Source organism: Paenibacillus sp. VCA1 (assembly GCF_031583795.1).
Lineage (GTDB): Bacteria > Bacillota > Bacilli > Paenibacillales > Paenibacillaceae > Paenibacillus_AQ > Paenibacillus_AQ albilobatus.
Genome location: NZ_JAVLSX010000010.1, coordinates 216,508 through 230,991 on the forward strand (window position 1 = coordinate 216,508; position 14,484 = coordinate 230,991).

14 protein-coding genes and 2 pseudogenes are annotated in these 14,484 nt (G+C 45.3%); 5 read left to right on the top strand and 11 right to left on the bottom strand.

What is annotated here, in order from left to right; genetic code table 11:
• Nucleotides 1-132: 132 nt before the first annotated feature.
• On the top strand, nucleotides 133-2,022 hold the full coding sequence (gene shc, locus RJP21_RS22585; protein ID WP_310861308.1) for a squalene--hopene cyclase: 1,890 nt from the start codon (nucleotides 133-135) through the stop codon (nucleotides 2,020-2,022).
• A gap of 126 nt (nucleotides 2,023-2,148) precedes the next feature.
• On the opposite strand, the gene RJP21_RS22590 is transcribed toward shc, so the two are convergent.
• The 5 genes from RJP21_RS22590 to RJP21_RS22610 all read right to left on the bottom strand — a co-directional run bounded on the left by RJP21_RS22590 (nucleotide 2,149) and on the right by RJP21_RS22610 (nucleotide 7,385).
• Complete coding sequence (locus RJP21_RS22590; protein WP_310861309.1) at nucleotides 2,149-3,141, bottom strand: phage baseplate protein; 993 nt, start codon at nucleotides 3,139-3,141, stop codon at nucleotides 2,149-2,151.
• A 169-nt stretch (nucleotides 3,142-3,310) separates the two neighbouring features.
• A complete protein-coding gene (locus RJP21_RS22595; RefSeq protein ID WP_310861310.1) occupies nucleotides 3,311-4,405 on the bottom strand; it encodes a GerAB/ArcD/ProY family transporter in 1,095 nt (364 codons plus the stop codon).
• Between the two features lie 15 nt (nucleotides 4,406-4,420).
• Nucleotides 4,421-4,618, bottom strand: coding sequence for a hypothetical protein (locus RJP21_RS22600; protein ID WP_160043303.1), 198 nt, complete (start codon nucleotides 4,616-4,618; stop codon nucleotides 4,421-4,423).
• Between the two features lie 14 nt (nucleotides 4,619-4,632).
• On the bottom strand, nucleotides 4,633-5,847 hold the full coding sequence (locus RJP21_RS22605; RefSeq protein ID WP_310861311.1) for a Ger(x)C family spore germination protein: 1,215 nt from the start codon (nucleotides 5,845-5,847) through the stop codon (nucleotides 4,633-4,635).
• Between the two features lie 29 nt (nucleotides 5,848-5,876).
• On the bottom strand, nucleotides 5,877-7,385 hold the full coding sequence (locus tag RJP21_RS22610; RefSeq protein WP_310861312.1) for a spore germination protein: 1,509 nt from the start codon (nucleotides 7,383-7,385) through the stop codon (nucleotides 5,877-5,879).
• A gap of 312 nt (nucleotides 7,386-7,697) precedes the next feature.
• Here RJP21_RS22610 and RJP21_RS22615 point away from each other — a divergent pair, with 312 nt between their 5' ends.
• Nucleotides 7,698-8,150, top strand: coding sequence for a MarR family winged helix-turn-helix transcriptional regulator (locus tag RJP21_RS22615; protein ID WP_310861313.1), 453 nt, complete (start codon nucleotides 7,698-7,700; stop codon nucleotides 8,148-8,150).
• Nucleotides 8,151-8,174: 24 nt separating this feature from the next.
• Nucleotides 8,175-8,693, top strand: coding sequence for a spermidine/spermine N(1)-acetyltransferase (paiA, locus tag RJP21_RS22620; protein ID WP_310861314.1), 519 nt, complete (start codon nucleotides 8,175-8,177; stop codon nucleotides 8,691-8,693).
• Nucleotides 8,694-8,815: 122 nt separating this feature from the next.
• Here the strand turns inward: paiA and RJP21_RS22625 are convergent.
• From RJP21_RS22625 to RJP21_RS22635, 3 genes and pseudogenes are all read right to left on the bottom strand, one after another.
• A pseudogene (locus RJP21_RS22625) lies at nucleotides 8,816-9,127 on the bottom strand (DUF2178 domain-containing protein); the annotation flags it as partial.
• Nucleotides 9,128-9,151: 24 nt separating this feature from the next.
• Nucleotides 9,152-9,388, bottom strand: a complete 237-nt coding sequence (locus tag RJP21_RS22630) for a helix-turn-helix transcriptional regulator (RefSeq protein WP_310861315.1) — start codon at nucleotides 9,386-9,388, stop codon at nucleotides 9,152-9,154.
• Between the two features lie 231 nt (nucleotides 9,389-9,619).
• Nucleotides 9,620-10,522, bottom strand: a complete 903-nt coding sequence (locus tag RJP21_RS22635; RefSeq protein ID WP_310861360.1) for a LysR family transcriptional regulator — start codon at nucleotides 10,520-10,522, stop codon at nucleotides 9,620-9,622.
• A gap of 142 nt (nucleotides 10,523-10,664) precedes the next feature.
• Between RJP21_RS22635 and RJP21_RS22640 the strand changes: the two genes are divergently transcribed.
• The gene (locus tag RJP21_RS22640; protein ID WP_310861316.1) at nucleotides 10,665-11,684 is read left to right on the top strand and encodes an alpha/beta fold hydrolase; all 1,020 of its coding nucleotides are present in this window, start codon (nucleotides 10,665-10,667) and stop codon (nucleotides 11,682-11,684) included.
• Nucleotides 11,685-11,877: 193 nt separating this feature from the next.
• On the opposite strand, the pseudogene RJP21_RS22645 reads toward RJP21_RS22640, so the two are convergent.
• Nucleotides 11,878-12,057 (bottom strand): annotated as a pseudogene (locus RJP21_RS22645) (transposase); the annotation flags it as partial.
• 463 nt (nucleotides 12,058-12,520) lie between these two features.
• Here RJP21_RS22645 and RJP21_RS22650 point away from each other — a divergent pair.
• Nucleotides 12,521-13,288 (top strand): hypothetical protein, encoded by a 768-nt coding sequence (locus RJP21_RS22650; protein ID WP_310861317.1) that lies wholly within the window; start codon nucleotides 12,521-12,523, stop codon nucleotides 13,286-13,288.
• Between the two features lie 57 nt (nucleotides 13,289-13,345).
• On the opposite strand, the gene RJP21_RS22655 is transcribed toward RJP21_RS22650, so the two are convergent.
• Both RJP21_RS22655 and RJP21_RS22660 read right to left on the bottom strand, forming a co-directional pair.
• Nucleotides 13,346-13,624, bottom strand: a complete 279-nt coding sequence (locus tag RJP21_RS22655; RefSeq protein WP_310861318.1) for a sensor histidine kinase — start codon at nucleotides 13,622-13,624, stop codon at nucleotides 13,346-13,348.
• Nucleotides 13,625-13,815: 191 nt separating this feature from the next.
• Complete coding sequence (locus tag RJP21_RS22660) at nucleotides 13,816-14,460, bottom strand: TetR/AcrR family transcriptional regulator (RefSeq protein WP_310861319.1); 645 nt, start codon at nucleotides 14,458-14,460, stop codon at nucleotides 13,816-13,818.
• Nucleotides 14,461-14,484: the final 24 nt, after the last annotated feature.

Sequence of the window (14,484 nt, forward strand, 5' to 3'; positions counted from 1 at the left end):
GGTCTGCAGCGGCAACGGCCATCAATGCATAGGTCAAATAAAGCAAATCCGATCGTATTTCGGGAGTATCCTCATTTCCGTTTTCATGCCGTCATATACTGCTAAAAACGACAACGGCGGAGGGACTCAGCCATGGACGACATGCTGATCAAGGTCGACGAGGCCATCGGGGAGCTGACGGATTTCCTGACGAAAAGGCAGCGGGAGGATGGTTCCTGGCATTTTTGCTTCGAAAACGGCATCGCGATCGACGCCTACATGATCATTCTTTTGCGAATATTGGACGTCCCCAATGAAAAGATCATCCGGGAGCTGCATGACCGCATCCTGAACGAACAACAGGAGGACGGCTGCTGGAGGCTGTACCCCGATGAAAAGGAGGGGAATTTGTCCGCATCGGTGGAAGCCTATTACGCCCTGCTCTATTCCGGCTATAGCCATTCGGAGGACGAGCCGATTCAGAGAGCCAAACGTTACATCCGTTCCAAAGGCGGGCTCGGCCAAGTAAACGGCATTTTGACGAAAGCGATGCTCGCCGCAACCGGCCAGCGCAAATGGCCTTTATCGATTTCCGCGATCCCGCTGGAAATACTGTTGTTCCCCAGCTATTTTCCGATCAATTATTTCGACTTCTCCGGTTACTCCAGAGTTCATCTCACCCCGATGCTGATCATGGCGGATCGCCGTTTTTCGATCAGGCCGGCCGATGCGCCCGATCTTTCCGATCTCAAGGTTTCGCGCGAAGACGCGGAGGAACCTCTGCCTCAGCAATACCGGGACATGCAAAAGGACATTCAATCCGGATTATCGAGGCTGATCGGCACCCCGCGTTTTATTCATGAAGCTGCAACGAACAAAGCCGAACAGTACATGCTCGAGCGGATCGAACCGGACGGCACGCTGTACAGCTACGCCAGCAGCACGATTCTTATGATCTTTGCCCTCCTTGCCTTGAAGTACGAACCGAAGCACCCGGTCATCGTGCGCGCCGTGGAAGGACTGACCGCCATGCAGTGCCGTTTGGGCGGCAAAACTACGATCCAAAATTCTCCCTCCACCGTTTGGGATACGGCTCTCATCTCCTACGCTTTGCAGGAGGCCGGGCTTTCGGCCGGCGACGCTTCGGTGCGGCATGCGGCTTCGTACCTAAAGTCCAAGCAACAGCATCAAACGGCGGATTGGAGCGTTCATAATCCGAACGCGGTGCCCGGCGGCTGGGGATTTTCGGAGTCCAACACGATCAATCCGGACGTGGACGATACCACGGCGGCCTTGCGGGCCATCCACGCCTTGTCCCATGGCGACCCGGCATACCGGGATTCGTGGAACCGCGGCTTGAATTGGGTTATATCCATGCAAAACCGGGACGGCGGCTGGCCGGCCTTCGAAAAAAACACCGACAACGAGCTGCTGGCCTGGCTTGCGATCGACGGCGCCAAATCGGCGGCCATCGATCCGTCGGAGGCCGATCTCACAGGACGAACGTTGGAATATCTCGGCCGTTTTGCCGGGCTTGACGTCAAACATGATTGGGTAAAACGGGGAACGGAATGGCTGGTTCGCCATCAAGAAAAGGAGGGGTCCTGGTACGGAAGATGGGGCGTTTGTTATATCTACGGGACATGGGCCGCTTTGACAGGCTTGCGGGCTGCCGGGCTGCCGGCAGACCATGAAACGGTGCAAAAAGGAAGCCGATGGCTTTGGAGCATACAAAACCCGGACGGGGGCTGGGGCGAATCCTGCCAAAGCGACCGGTTGATGCGTTACGTCCCGCTCGGGGCAAGCACCCCTTCCCAAACGGCGTGGGCGCTTGACGCGCTGATCGCCGTACATCCGGAGCGCTCCCCCGATATGGATCGAGGAATCCTTCGACTGATCGCATCGTTGCATGAAGACGATTGGAAATCCGCTTATCCGACGGGCGCCGGCCTTCCCGGCAGCTTTTATTCCCATTACCACAGCTACCGCTATATTTGGCCGCTTCTGGCGCTTAGCCATTACAAAAAGAGCTACAAAGATTGATTTACCCTGAAGGAAGCCGGGGCTATTTCACGGCCGAAAACTGCCCCGGACTCCGTCCCCGCGGTACGGGTCAAGCATATAAACCGGTGGCGATGCCGGGAATGTTACCCTGGAAAACCTCCCACGTCAATGAAAAACGCTATCCGCAACATAATACACTTTCTGCGTATTTTTTTTGTCGGTCGGGTTGGTCACGATCGTAAAATAGACGTTGCTGTCCTTCGTCTGCACGCCTTCGATTTCATGTTTTCCCACGTTTGTAATATTCACAAGGGTTTTATACGCGCCTGTGTTTGACATCAAAGCAATTTGCGGAGTATCGCCTTCCGCGCCGCCTGACGTATAGATTTCCGTTTTTCCGAGCAGATCGGCGCCTTGGAAAGAACCGTTCGGTCTGACGATGCCGCTTCCCGACTGCGTAAAGCTGGCGACACAGGCGCGTACCGCCGCATCGCTATCCATGCGCACTTGTTCATTGCTGTCCAAAAGCTTATTTAATGCCGCCGTGTCATAAATGGACCAGGTTACCGTGCCTTCTTTCGTTTGGACGCGGAAAACCGTATAAGTGCTGTTGCCCCCGCCGTCGACGCGGTATGTCTCGCCCAATCTCGCACCGGTCTTATTGGCGTAATTCATGTAGGTAAAGCGGTGCAGATCGGTATAATCAACGGTTTTGCCTGCCGAATATTGAAGCCTTGCGACCTGAAGCGACCAGTGGTAATCGGTCGAAGGATCCGCTTTGGAGCTGAAATAAAAATAGTTCGCATCGTTGTAAGTGTACATATCGAGGGTTTGGCCATGCCCGGCGTTGGTGACGGTCATCTCGTCGACGTACGTGGCGTCACTCCCATTGATGAGCAGTCGGGACAGATAGACGTTTCCCCCGGACCGCTGGGTGACGTAAACGTATTTTGAAGCAATATAAGCTTTCTGAACGGCCAAGTTGTGATGAAGTCCTTTCAGGTTGTAGGCCAGCTTTGCCGAAGCATTGACGGTTTTCCCGGGCGTGGCCGCAAATGCGGGCATGACGGACAATCCAAAAACAAGAACGGCGAGAACTGCGGATACGAGCATTTTAAATTTGCTTTTCATAGGGTTCAGCGCTTGAACATGTATCATTCAGATACCTCCATTTCAAATGATCATCTATGCTTCCTCTCTGCCCCTATATATTCAATAACCCAATCCTCTCATGAAAAAAACATACAAAAGGCCCAAAATCAGGAATTCCCGCCTGGGCCATTATATTCGTTTCCGCTCTCTTTTGTTGTCATATTCCGCCTGCCGTTTAACGCCTGCTGCCCGTTTTTTTGAAAAACGCCAAGGACCAAAAGAGCAAAATAATCGGGATGGCCGCTCCCATCAGCAGATTGACCGGAACATAACTCCGGAACAAAAAGTTTTTTATTTCTTCATAGTTGCTGGCGAACAAAAGCGAGCCGACCACGATCAGCCATCCGAAAGGTATGATCAGCGGACGGTATGTTTTAAACTTTAAAATTTGCGCCGTTCCGAGACATAGTCCATAATAAAACACCGAAATGCGAAACATCAGGCCGACGGTCCAAAATAAAACGGCAATCGCGTCAAATCGGCTCAGGATGTTGCCCAATTGGACATAACGTATCTCGGAAAAGGTCGGAAACGACATTCTGGCCGCTTCTTCGGGGCCGAACAACGCAATGGGGCCGGTGATCGGCCCGAGAAAAAAAATGAGGTTGATAAAAGCCGCCGCAACATTAAATGAAAGCAGCTTTTTCGGATGTTTGACATACGGCAGGATCATCCCCATCACGGCGAACTCGCCCAACCACCCCATTACCGTTAACGAACCTAATCCGACGGGGCCGAATCCTTTTGCCATAATAGGAAGCAAATTGGTATAATCCTTTTTTCCTATCGTTAAAAAAACGAGGCTCATGGCAGTGATGACGAGGATGGGAAGCATGATTTGATTCATCCTTGCCATCGTTTCCAGTCCTAAAAACACGATATACGCGCACAAAAGAACGATAATGATCACAAACGAGGTAAGCGGCGTTTCCAGCATGATGACTTTATAGGTTTCGGCAAATAACCGCGTGGCCAATATTCCCATCACCAAAAAATAAGCAAGATATATCACCGCCAATACCTTTCCCGGCCAGGAGAAGCGATAAAATAAAATCTCGACCAATGTCAACCCCGGAAACCGCTGACTCAGTTTCGTCAGTCCCACAATTCCGATGAGACCCAAACATGATCCTATAATCCCTGCAATCCAGCCGTCCTGCCTGCTCTGGTTAAAAACCAGAGAAAGGATAATCAAATGTCCCATAATCGTAAGGTTTGTAATGGTTAACATCGCAGCTTGAACATTGCTGATTTTACCGGACTCAATCATGTGATGAACTCTCCCTTACCAAGGAATTATGCTGGTCATGAGCTTAGCCAGCGATGGAACGGAAACGTTGTAAATGACCATGAAGGCCCCCGTAACGGCTGCAGCCATGATGGCGGCCTGAACGATTGCGGCTTTGATTTGTTTGCCCCGGATCAAGGAATACGTTTGAAATGCAACCGACCCGGCGGCAAACAAAACAACAATGATACCCATAATGATTCTCATGGTTACCTCGATTCTTCCGCCTGAAGCGGATCTGAAATCAAACCGGAACGTGTAACATGGGCTGAAACATCCAGCCGGACTTTCATATTCTTTAAACCGTCGATTCTCCAGTTAGGCTTCAATTTCGCCCATTCCTTCGGATATCTTTTGTATATAACGTCCCCGAATTCAAATATATCGGTTCCCCATTGCCTTTGTCCTTTCTGAAGCGCTTTTTCGACGTATTCGATGACTTGTTCCTTCAGTTTCAAGTTTAAATATTGAATTTCCTGGGTACTCAGGTGAAAGTCAGGACATGTGATTTCGTCTATATCTGCCTTTACATCGATGGATACCTTCATTTCCGGCTGTCCATTGACGATCATCGGAGTCTTTTGCGTTGTTACGTTTGAAAATTGCAGGCTTACCATGCCGGAGGGGTCACGTCTGCAAGGTACTTTGGCAATCCCGCCTTTGACCTTGTCGCGCAAAAACAGCACGCCGCGGGTTTCTTTCTGATCCATCCAACCGGCAAAATGATCCTGTTTAAATACGGCGGTTCCCCGAATGCTCACTGCGGACGTTGTTTTGTTGCTTTTGATGATTTCAACGCCCTTTTCCATGGACGGACTAATTTCCCCCGTAATATGATCAGTCCTATCGCTGGATATGTCTTGAGTGAGGCGACTGATATCGCTCACCATCGTCAAGGACGTTTTGGGACTAAGCCGAATGATTCCGCGTATTTCAGCCCCCATATCCGATTTCAAATTGGGTCTCATGCCGATAATGTCCGACGCCTTGCCTTTCGAAACAAGAACATCGATATTTTTTCGGAATTCATGCTGCCTTGCAAGGATATCAAGCGCCGGAATCATTTTATCCTTTGCGGCTTCAGATCCGAAAATAATCGCCTGCAAATGAGCCCAATATACTTTTTTAGGTATTGTACTGGAGATTTTGCGTATGGAATCGAATAGATTCGTTCCCGTTGCGGAAGCGATCAAAAACGGGGATTCCATCTTTCCGCCCCCTTGACCTCCCGAGTTCATCATCGTCGGATCGACGATTAATGCACTCATTTTAAACTGGCCGTTCTCGTCAAGGTCAATCCCAAGCAGGGTGACGATCGCCAAATTGTTGATTTCATAGCTGCTCCAACAGCCGCTGATGGAACTCATGATAGTCAAAGCAAGAACAAGCTTTCCTAGCCATTGCGATCGGAAGAATCGTCTCATCTTTCCCCTCCATTATCCTCCATATTTCCTCATTTTTTGGGAGGCAAAGGTGGCTTCAAATGACCACGCCGCACATTTTTCTCGGACAAAACCGGATTCCGGTTTTCCATGGACCACCACGGGGCTCTAATGAAAACATCTTTCCAGCCCTTTGATACCGGAGCTATCGGAGACAGGTAGGGAACACCGAAGGAACGGATGCTGCATAAATGGGCCAGGATGAACATCAGGCCGACAATGATGCCCATTAAGCCAAACAAGCTTGCTAAAATCAGCATTGGAATATTGCCGAACCGGAAAACCTGCATAAATTTATAGTTGGGCAAGACGAACGTCGTCAATGCGGTGAGCGCGACGATAATGACCATCAAAGATCCTATGATTCCTGCTTGTACGGCTGCCTCGCCGATCACCAACGTACCGACGATGGTGACCGCACTGCCAATGGCTTTGGGCATCCGCAAACCGGCTTCCCTTACCACCTCAAAAGTGATTTGCATAAATATCGCCTCCACGACAATCGGAAAAGGCAGGTCTGCCCGAAACCCGGCGATGTGGATAAGAAAAGGGGTCGGGATCAAATCTTGATGGATCGTCGATACAGCCACATAAAAAGCCGGAAGCAGCAGTGCGATCAGCGCGCCAAAAATACGAACCAAACGGATGATGGACGCTGAATAGAAACTGTCGTAATAATCTTCGTTGGATTGAAAAAACTCAACAAAAAGAGCGGGTGCCGTTAAGGCGAAAGGGGTCCCATCTAATAGAATGCCGACTTTGCCTTCGAGCAAATCGCCGCAAATACGATCCGGACGTTCGGCATTATATATGGTTGGGAATGGGGAATACGGCGCATCCCCGATCATTTCTTCGATGTAGTTGCTTCCCAGGACGGAATCGATCTCAATGCGCTTGATACGCTGGCGAACTTCTTCGACGATCCCCTCATTGGCAATTCCCTGAATATACATAAGCGCCAAACGGGTTTTCGTTTGTTTGCCCAAGGTCAAATATTGCACTTTTAACGAGGGGGTGCTGATTTTACGCCGAATCAATTTGATGTTTGTATCCAATTGTTCGACAAAGCCTTCACGGGGACCGCGCACGACTTGATCGGTAGGTGGTTCTTCTATGGATCTTCCGCTGGTATCCGCCGTTTGGAACACAAACGCCGAATCCATTCCTTCCAGAAGAAAAACGGCGTTGCCGTCCAAAATATCGTTGATGATACTTGAGGTCTCGTTGGATTGTGCGATTTTGCCCGTTACAAATCTGCTGTTCAACGCCTTGAGCAATTGAGTTGAAGATTCGGGCTTAGCGGATCCTTCCAGTAAGAAATTAAAAATAACCTTTTGTATTTCGGAAAGAGCCTGATCTGCGATCATATCTTTGAAAAAAATAAACGTTCCTCTAACGTCGTCCATTTCAAGAGGCCGGAAAACAATATCGTCGCAATCCTGAAAAATGTCCTTAAGGTTGTCCAACGATAGCGACAGATCCTGTTGTTTGGTTTCCAATTGCTGCGGTGTTTTTTTCATCTGCTATCACCAACCCGTCAAAAGATTATACCGTAGCATTTCCTACGGAAGAAACATTTATACCGTTTTCCAGTCCCAGTCAGAAACATTGTATTTTTGAGGGCAAAATCGACTAAGCAAAACAAAAATCCCTTGATAGACAAGGGATTTTGATAGAAAAGCCTTTTTCCAAAAAACATCTGCTGCCTCAGCATCGGAGTCACATTGCCCCGGTGATACGTCCCGTGGTTTCTTTTTATTGCATTTGCAACAAAAATGCTATAATATTTATAAAAGGTTCCGGTTAACAAAAGGAAGGGATGGAGGCGCACCATGAAGGAAATTCTGCGTGAAATCGGAATGATCGCCAGGGCATTGGATTCGATCAGCAATATAGAATTTAAAGAATATGACCTTACCAAAGGTCAGTATTTGTACCTTGTCCGAATATGTGAAAACCCGGGCATCATTCAAGAGAAGTTGGCCGAAATGATTAAAGTGGACCGAACGACCGCAGCCCGGGCGATCCAAAAACTTGAAATGAACGGCTTTATTGAAAAAAAAGACGATGAACATAACAAAAAAATAAAAAAGCTTTTTCCAACTGAAAAAGGGAAACATGTTTTTCCTTTTATCAAAAGGGAAAACGATCATTCGAATCGTGTCGCCCTGGCCGGATTTTCCGAACAAGAAGCGGAGACCATTTTTCATTTTCTTCAAAGAATGAGAATGAACATCGAAGTCGACTGGGAATATGTCAAAAAGGGGAACAAGAGAAATTATTGATTTTATAAAGGGGCTGTATTTTAAATGACCGTAAAGATAAAAAAATGCCAACATGAGGATTTGCAAATACTCCAAGAAATAAGCATTGAAACATTCAACGATACATTTAAAGATCAGAATTCACCCGAAAATATGAAAGCTTATTTGGAAAGGGCGTTTCACCCTAAACAGCTGGAAAAGGAATGGTCCAGCCCCTCTTCGGAGTTCTTTTTCATCCGGTTCGAAGAAGAATTAGCCGGATATTTAAAGGTAAATATGAATGATGCCCAAACCGAAAAAATGGGTGCTGAGTCGCTCGAAATTGAAAGGATTTATATCAGACGTAAATTTCAAAAAAAGGGGCTTGGGAAAGATCTCATAAACAAAGCGGTAGAAATAGCCAGGAACCAAAACAAAAAGACGGTCTGGCTGGGAGTTTGGGAAAAGAATGAGAACGCAATAACGTTTTATGAAAAAATGGGTTTTGTTCGAACGGGGGCTCACTCTTTTTATATGGGCGATGAAGAGCAAATCGATTTTATACTGACCAAAACGCTGGAATAGAAACGCAACAGAAAAACCCTTGCATAAACGGTAATCCCAATCGTCATCCTGAGCGAACGAAGGAACACAGCGGATGATGTCGCTGCGCCCCGCTGCTCAGGTCCTCCTGTTTCGTTCTTTAGTTAAAAAAAGTCTTTTTTATATCGAACTGCTAGATAGATTGCTGAAGCAAGGAATGCAAGAGAATATTTAAATAAGAAGAAGATCTGCCACATATATTCTTTCGGGAAAATCACGTCGCATAAAATGACTACACATAACACTATAAGGGCACTATTTAAAGATATTTGCTTTGTTCTTTCATCAGCTTTACCCATTTTTTTGTGTAGTACGTATGTTAGAATAGCTCCGACAAAAACCAATACAAAACCGCTAACAATGAGAAGATTCCAATTTCCTTGTGATTGTTCAGCCCAAGACTTTAACGGGTTAAAAAAGCGTTAGAGATATCAGAAAAATTAATCACTATGATCACTTCCTTTCACATAAGTAAAAATATCATTTACATCAACATTAAAAAATTCGGCAATTCGAAATGCTAACAGCAATGTTGGAACATAATTTCCTTTTTCCATGACGAAGATGGTTTGTTTGGAAACCCCGACTTTCTCTGCTAATTCTTGCTGAGACATTCTGGCAAGTACACGATATTCATAAACCTTATTTGATATCGAATCACCAAAATCTTTCTTCATGACCATCACCTCATGAATCAAATTATAAATTAATCTTTTACAAAGGTAAAGTAAACTTATACAAAATGATTAAATAACTTTATTTTTAATTAAATTGCTTTGATTCAACAAGAGCCAGAATGCAGAAAGAACCTGACGAAATTCATGATTCCGTCAGGTTCACATATCGATCTGGTGTAATTTATGGTATTTGGTGGTGCATTTTATGATATTAAGTGGTGCAAAAAACGGTCAAAGTGGTGCAGTAGGGATATGGAGAACCTCCCTCGCCGCTTCTATGAAAGATAACATGATGGGCGAAAGCCACTTGTCTTTATGCCATGACATCTGCGTATACACGTGAAGGTCCGGAATTTGCCATGGAAGGGCAACAAGTGCGCCCCGTTCAACTTCGGCTTCCACTACGATTTCAGGAAGAAAGGCAATGCCGATTCCCGAAATGGCGCATTGTTTAATGGCTTCCGCACTTTGAAACTCTAAATACGTAATACTATCAATGCCCTCTTTCTCAAATGACCGGTCAAACATCGTTCGATAGGGACAACCCTTTTCATTCGTCAGGAACACTTCTCCGTGAAAATCATCCAGCCGCAGCACCGTTCGTTTGGCGAGCGGATGGTCCGGAGCGGCGAAAAGGCGGAAATTTTCCTCCACCAACGGCTCTACCTTAAGTCCACTTGAGCGAATCGGTTCGTCCAGCATAAAGACGACATCGGCAGTTCCCTCAAATAGTGCTTGTTTGAGCTCCAGATTGGGAACGGAGCGGAAGATCAGACGGACTCCCGGATGCTGCGAACGAAATCGTTGAAAGACAGCCGGAAGCCGATAGGCGCAAATCACCTCGTTGGCACTGATCGTTAGGGTGCCGCTTAGCACTTCATTGTCGTGAACGACGGTGCGAGCTTCGTCCAATTTTTCCAGAACGCTTTGGATCTGGGTTAAAAAGCGTTCACCCGCATGCGTGAGAACAAGCTGCTTCCCCAAGCGGTCAAAGAGACGAACATCTAGCTCATCCTCCAATGCTTTGATTTGCATCGTGACGTTAGAGGGGACGTAGTTCAACGCTTCCGCAGCCCGACTGAAATTTAAAGTTGCTGCAACCGTGCGGAACGTAATCAGTTGGCGCAATTCCATCATACGGTCCCCCTTCTGCTTTCAATATTATTGAATACTAGTATGAAAAACATTCACTTTTATTGAGAGTATCACAGATCTATACTAACAACAAGAAACACATTCTTAATGTATGGTTCATTTTGAAGGGAGAGACAACACGATGGATTATGAGATTTTTGATTTGGGCGACGTAACCTTGCAATCGGGAGTGACATTACCGGGCGCTTTTCTGGCTTATAAGACTTATGGAAGATTGAATGAAAAAAAGGATAATGTCATCGTCTATCCAACGGCTTTTGGCGACCAGCATGTTCAGAATGAATGGTTGATTGGAAGCGGCATGGCACTGGATCCAGAACAATATTTCATCATCGTTCCAAATCTGCTGGGCAACGGATTATCTTCGTCTCCCAGCAACACGCCTTCGCCATTCGACCGGGCGAATTTTCCACAGGTAACGATCTATGACAACGTTCAATTCCAGCATCGGCTGGTAACCGAAAAATTCGGCATTCAAAAGATCGCTCTCGTCGTTGGATGGTCCATGGGAGGCATTCAAGCATTCCAATGGGGAGCAAGTTATCCCGACATGGTGGAACGGATTGCGCCTTTCGCCGGAGTCGCCAAGACTTGGCCCCAAACATACGTGGTTCTGGAAGGAATGAAAGCTCCGCTCATGGCTGCAGTCGGCTTCGATTCAAGCAAATTGAACCAGTTGACTTCCGCAGACATGCGCGCCGTTGGCCGTGTCTATGCTGGATGGGGCGTATCTTCCGCGTTTTACAGAGAGGAACTGTATCGTGAGATGGGATTTGACTCCTTGGAGGATTTTATGGTCGGCGTCTGGGAAAATAGCTTTATGCAGATGGATCCGCACAATGTGCTAGCCATGTTATGGACGGGCCAACATGCAGATATTAGTGCAAACCCCGCCTACAACGGAGATTTCGATAAGGCGCTGGGGAGCATTAAAGCGCAAGCCTGCGTCATGCCGGGAAGCACAGATCTCTTCTGCCCGGCGGACGATAACGAATACGAGGCAAAGCGTATACCTAATGCTGAATTTAAACCGATCGAGTCGGTCTGGGGCCATTTTGCCGGCCGCGGAATCAATAGTAGCGACAATCAGTTTATTGATGATAACCTGAAACGCTTGTTGGCGCTTCGTGCGAACGGATAAATCATCATTAGCATTGGGGTGTCCTGTCTTAATTAGATAGGAAGCGGTTGAATCCTCCACCATAAAGGAATTGAAATAGGGTTTATACCCTTCGGACTGTGAGAAACCCTGCCTTTTAAAGAGGAATAGGGTTTCTTTTTATTCCTAGGAGTCACAAAATTTGGAAAGTGATTAGATTACCCCGACCCGACTTTTACAAATGATCAAGGCGGATCGCTATCTTCTTCATGTTCTGCTCCGCCGCTGTCATCAAGGCTTGTTCCCTCACGTTATTCAGCCCGCGTAAACGGCAGTAGCGAAACCCGTGGTGTTCTTACGCATCAATAAAGCTTCGCTCAATCATTTCTTTTCGTTTTCGGTATAGGTACTTGCCCTCCTGGCTGAAATGTTAGTTATTAATTCCATTTATTGAAACATTGGCAAAGTATAAAAATGTTATAATCAGATTATTAATCTCTAAAAGGAGAGATATAAATGCAAGAAGACTTGCTCCAACTTATTGGTCTTTTATTACTCATTCTAAGTGCACTTACTACGTTTAGTATCATAGGACATATAAACAGATCAAAAAGGCACGATGAAGAAGTTATTAAATTACTTAAAGAAATAAAAGAAAACCTAAAATGATATTACCTTAGGGTATTGGAAAAAGGCATTTTAACGCTAAACCTACCTTATAAATCTTCAAATAAAAAAGAATAATAACTCTATCATAACTATTTGTAGAATATTGGCCTTTCAAATCTGCTCTTTTATGTAGTTTTTTTGAAAGTGAGGAATAGCATCTGAAAAAACAAACCCAAATTGAAAAATCAGCAATCAAGACGTTAAGTATATTGTTAATTATTTGGATGATATTACTTCTACTTTCCGGTCATTATCCAATGATGATTATGTTCCCTCTTTTGCCGTTTTTTTATTTTATTTTCCCTATAATTTCCTTACTCATTTCATTATTTCTACTATTTAGAAGCACAAACAAGACAATCTTTAAAAAAGTTTTCCTTTTGATTTTTATCATACCTGCTGTCTACACATACCTTTTTCCTAGTATTCATCATGAATTAAAGATCCGAACTACCATTCCAACCGAATCAATAGTTAGAGAGTACGTAGACAATTATTTCGCTGGAGTTACTCCATCCCTGATCCGCTCGAAACCCTTAATAAATTATCATGCTAAGACAAAAGAATTAGATATTTATCTTAGAATTGACCCTCAAAATTTTTTACAAATTCAAGAAATGGAAAACAACCAAGAAATACTATTGCCCGAAGAAAAAGGTAAGTATTTCGTAAACCGACTTATTTTTGAGATTTTTGAACTTCCTATTAAACTTAATCAAAAAACAACGGTTCCAAATACAATACATGCCTATTGTTACTGGGGAGATACACTTATCTCCAAAGTCAACTACCAAAAATCATCAGGTCAATACAAAATCGTCAAACCTTATCCTTTACTAAACCTAATAGGCACTAACAATTCATGGTTTTTACAATTTGAAATAGACAACAAAATAAATAAACTGTTTTTGAAAAAGGAACCCCGTTCTGAATTCATTATAAAGTTAGAGCCCCTGATAGAGAAGTTAGAAAAATAACTTAAAATGTATTTAACATATTGCTGCCAGCGACTCGCCCTACAGCTGTCGGCGGTTTCACTGCCTTTTTGCTTTTTTCCAGCGGCAGACGAGCATCAGCTTTTCACAGTTCAGTTCGGCCGTCAGCGTGCCGCCCATGTTGTTCATCAGGCTTTTGGCGATCGGAAGACCAAGCCCGGATGTTTGGGCGGATCGGGCACGGTCTGCCGTATAGAACCGATCAAACAAAAAGTAAGCCGGCTGGGGGATATAACCGTTTTTCTTAATAATGCTGCAAAGCAATCGACTGATATCATTATCGTCCTCGGCAACGAGAATATGTATCGGATTGTTCATTTAGTGCTCCTTTGCTATCTATGAAAAAAAATCGGTCAGCTTCAACTTTCTATTGTATGAATCGATATTACCACCGGATCGCCCCCAGTTCTATCATATTTATGGAATAAAAGAAAAAAACGGCATCTCTGCCGTTTGTGTTAGATTTTGGTGGAGCCTATTGGCGGTCGTACGGAGAAGGGCCGTTCTCTTCAAACATTTTTAACCCTCTGCTCTATTCCATCAAGTAATAAAAGGATTCCGGAATTAAAAAGTTCATCAGAACCCATTAATTTAAACATATCTTCTTCGTGCATCCGTTGAAGCAATGCAAATTGCGAAAGATCCACATGGGTATTCTCGTTATGATCCTCCTCTAACGATATCTGCAACATACGTTGTTCATATTCTTCAACGGCAAAATGGATGACGTAGTTAAAAAAATGGGTCGTATATGAAAATTTTTGTTTATCCGTCAACGAGGTAGGTTCGATCATCTGCAATAGACATTCGAACAATTCCATAAAGTCAGCCTCTGGCCTTGACTTCATCAGAAGCTGACCGGAACAAGGGAATTGCTGAAGCTTGCTTCGAATAACCGTTGCGCTTAGTTGAAGCCTTTCTCGCCAGTCTCCTTGCTTGGGGAGATCGCTTATGATTTCTTTTGAAACCAGGTTGGCCAACGTTTGATAAAGGACTTGCTTACTCTCGAAGTACCAATAAATCGTGGGCGCTTGAACATTCAATTCCTTGGAGAGGTTTCTCATCGTAAAATTTTCGATTCCTTGGTCGGAGAGAAGCTTCCATGAGGCTGCAATGATTTTCTCTTCGCTGATATGTGGCCTGCGTTTAGGCATAAAAACATTCCAACTCCATTCCAA

What these genes read in the sequence shown, in the direction of transcription:
- shc (WP_310861308.1), top strand. Translation starts at nt 133, where the DNA reads ATGGACGACATGCTGATCAAGGTCGACGAGGCCATCGGGGAGCTGACG.
- RJP21_RS22590 (WP_310861309.1), bottom strand. Translation starts at nt 3,141, where the DNA reads ATGATACATGTTCAAGCGCTGAACCCTATGAAAAGCAAATTTAAAATG.
- RJP21_RS22595 (WP_310861310.1), bottom strand. Translation starts at nt 4,405, where the DNA reads ATGATTGAGTCCGGTAAAATCAGCAATGTTCAAGCTGCGATGTTAACC.
- RJP21_RS22600 (WP_160043303.1), bottom strand. Translation starts at nt 4,618, where the DNA reads ATGGGTATCATTGTTGTTTTGTTTGCCGCCGGGTCGGTTGCATTTCAA.
- RJP21_RS22605 (WP_310861311.1), bottom strand. Translation starts at nt 5,847, where the DNA reads ATGAGACGATTCTTCCGATCGCAATGGCTAGGAAAGCTTGTTCTTGCT.
- RJP21_RS22610 (WP_310861312.1), bottom strand. Translation starts at nt 7,385, where the DNA reads ATGAAAAAAACACCGCAGCAATTGGAAACCAAACAACAGGATCTGTCG.
- RJP21_RS22615 (WP_310861313.1), top strand. Translation starts at nt 7,698, where the DNA reads ATGAAGGAAATTCTGCGTGAAATCGGAATGATCGCCAGGGCATTGGAT.
- paiA (WP_310861314.1), top strand. Translation starts at nt 8,175, where the DNA reads ATGACCGTAAAGATAAAAAAATGCCAACATGAGGATTTGCAAATACTC.
- RJP21_RS22630 (WP_310861315.1), bottom strand. Translation starts at nt 9,388, where the DNA reads ATGAAGAAAGATTTTGGTGATTCGATATCAAATAAGGTTTATGAATAT.
- RJP21_RS22635 (WP_310861360.1), bottom strand. Translation starts at nt 10,522, where the DNA reads ATGGAATTGCGCCAACTGATTACGTTCCGCACGGTTGCAGCAACTTTA.
- RJP21_RS22640 (WP_310861316.1), top strand. Translation starts at nt 10,665, where the DNA reads ATGGATTATGAGATTTTTGATTTGGGCGACGTAACCTTGCAATCGGGA.
- RJP21_RS22655 (WP_310861318.1), bottom strand. Translation starts at nt 13,624, where the DNA reads ATGAACAATCCGATACATATTCTCGTTGCCGAGGACGATAATGATATC.
- RJP21_RS22660 (WP_310861319.1), bottom strand. Translation starts at nt 14,460, where the DNA reads ATGCCTAAACGCAGGCCACATATCAGCGAAGAGAAAATCATTGCAGCC.